Source organism: Loktanella gaetbuli (assembly GCF_020531945.1).
Lineage (GTDB): Bacteria > Pseudomonadota > Alphaproteobacteria > Rhodobacterales > Rhodobacteraceae > Loktanella > Loktanella gaetbuli.
Genome location: NZ_JAJATZ010000018.1, coordinates 1 through 1,894, shown reverse-complemented (window position 1 = coordinate 1,894; position 1,894 = coordinate 1). Strand labels below are relative to the sequence as shown.

The 1,894-nt window shown below is 53.7% G+C and carries 1 tRNA gene and 2 rRNA genes; all 3 read right to left on the bottom strand.

What is annotated here, in order from left to right:
- Positions 1-66 precede the first annotated feature (66 nt).
- Positions 67-143 (bottom strand) — tRNA-Met (locus LGQ03_RS16590).
- 49 nt (positions 144-192) lie between these two features.
- A 5S ribosomal RNA gene (rrf, locus tag LGQ03_RS16585) occupies positions 193-307 on the bottom strand.
- Positions 308-524: 217 nt separating this feature from the next.
- Positions 525-1,894 (bottom strand): 23S ribosomal RNA (locus LGQ03_RS16580); the annotation flags it as partial.

The window sequence follows — 1,894 nt, the reverse complement described above, 5'->3', positions numbered from 1 at the left end:
GCAAAACGGCAACACAAAAAGCCACCCGAAGGTGGCTGTTATCTCATTGTGATCATGTGGTAATCTTGGTTGCGGGAGTAGGATTTGAACCTACGACCTTCAGGTTATGAGCCTGACGAGCTACCGGGCTGCTCCATCCCGCGACAGTGTTTGATTTTGATCGTTTGAGAGATACTGAACCGTGCTTATTAGGTGTGGCGATGACTTACTCTCCCACGTCTTGAGACGCAGTACCATCAGCGCAGTGGCACTTAACGGCCGAGTTCGGGATGGGATCGGGTGTTTTGCTCACGCTATGATCACCACACCAAAAAAGCACGTTGGATCGCGCAGGCGATCCACCGAGTGCTCAAGGCACGGTTGCTATGCAACTGTGCGGCGGCACCCGGTTGATCACCTGGGCGGTTCCGTATCAGCAACCGGGTCCGTTTTCACGGTCGATTGTCGTTCCAAGAATAAGCAACTGATGTTGTGTGTGTATGTATTCTGATTTGGTCGTCGTAAAAGCATGGCTTCTACTGGATCAAATCAAGCCTATCGAGCCATTAGTACCAGTCAACTGAACACATTGCTGCGCTTACATCTCTGGCCTATCGACGAGGTGGTCTACCTCGGCTCTCAGGGATATCTTGTTTTGAAGGGGGCTTCCCGCTTAGATGCCTTCAGCGGTTATCCTGTCCGATCATAGCTACTCTGCACTGCCGTTGGCACGACAACAGATCCACCAGTGGATCGTTCACCCCGGTCCTCTCGTACTAGGGGCAACTCTTCTCAAATATCCTACACCCACGGAAGATAGGGACCGAACTGTCTCACGACGTTCTAAACCCAGCTCACGTACCTCTTTAAACGGCGAACAGCCGTACCCTTGGGACCTGCTCCAGCCCCAGGATGAGATGAGCCGACATCGAGGTGCCAAACGGTGCCGTCGATATGGACTCTTGGGCACCATCAGCCTGTTATCCCCAGCGTACCTTTTATCCGTTGAGCGATGGCCCTTCCACTCGGGACCACCGGATCACTATGGCCGTCTTTCGACTCTGCTCGACTTGTCAGTCTCGCAGTCAGGCTGGCTTCTGCCATTGCACTCAACGAGCGATTTCCGACCGCTCTGAGCCAACCTTCGCGCGCCTCCGTTACAATTTAGGAGGCGACCGCCCCAGTCAAACTACCCACCACACAGGGTCCCGGATCCGGATAACGGACCGCGGTTAGACATCAAGCAATGCAAGGGTGGTATCTCAAGGGAGGCTCCACGAGGACTGGCGTCCCCGCTTCAAAGCCTACCACCTATCCTGCACATGCATGGCCTGATGCCAGTGTGAAGCTGTAGTAAAGGTGCATGGGGTCTTTCCGTCTAACCGCGGGTAACCGGCATCTTGACCGGTAATTCAATTTCGCTGAGTCCACATTTGAGACAGCGGGGAAGTCGTTACGCCATTCGTGCAGGTCGGAACTTACCCGACAAGGAATTTCGCTACCTTAGGACCGTTATAGTTACGGCCGCCGTTTACCTGGGCTTCAATTCGGAGCTTGCACTCCTCCTTTTAACCTTCAGGCACCGGGCAGGCGTCAGACCCTATACGTCGTCTTACGACTTCGCAGAGCCCTGTGTTTTTAGTAAACAGTCGCCACCCCCTGGTTTGTGCCCCCGGCCTCTACTTGCGTAAAAACCGGGCCTCCTTCTCGCGAACTTACGGAGGTATTTTGCCGAGTTCCTTAAATGTGGTTCTCTCAAGCGCCTTGGTATTCTCTACCAGTCCACCTGTGTCGGTTTAGGGTACGATCTTAAAGGAGGGCTATTTCCAGGGACCTGTTGGCAGCCCATTCAATCCGATAAGGATGAACTACGTCTCAGATCCGTCACCACTCCACGGCCCAGGAATATTAACCT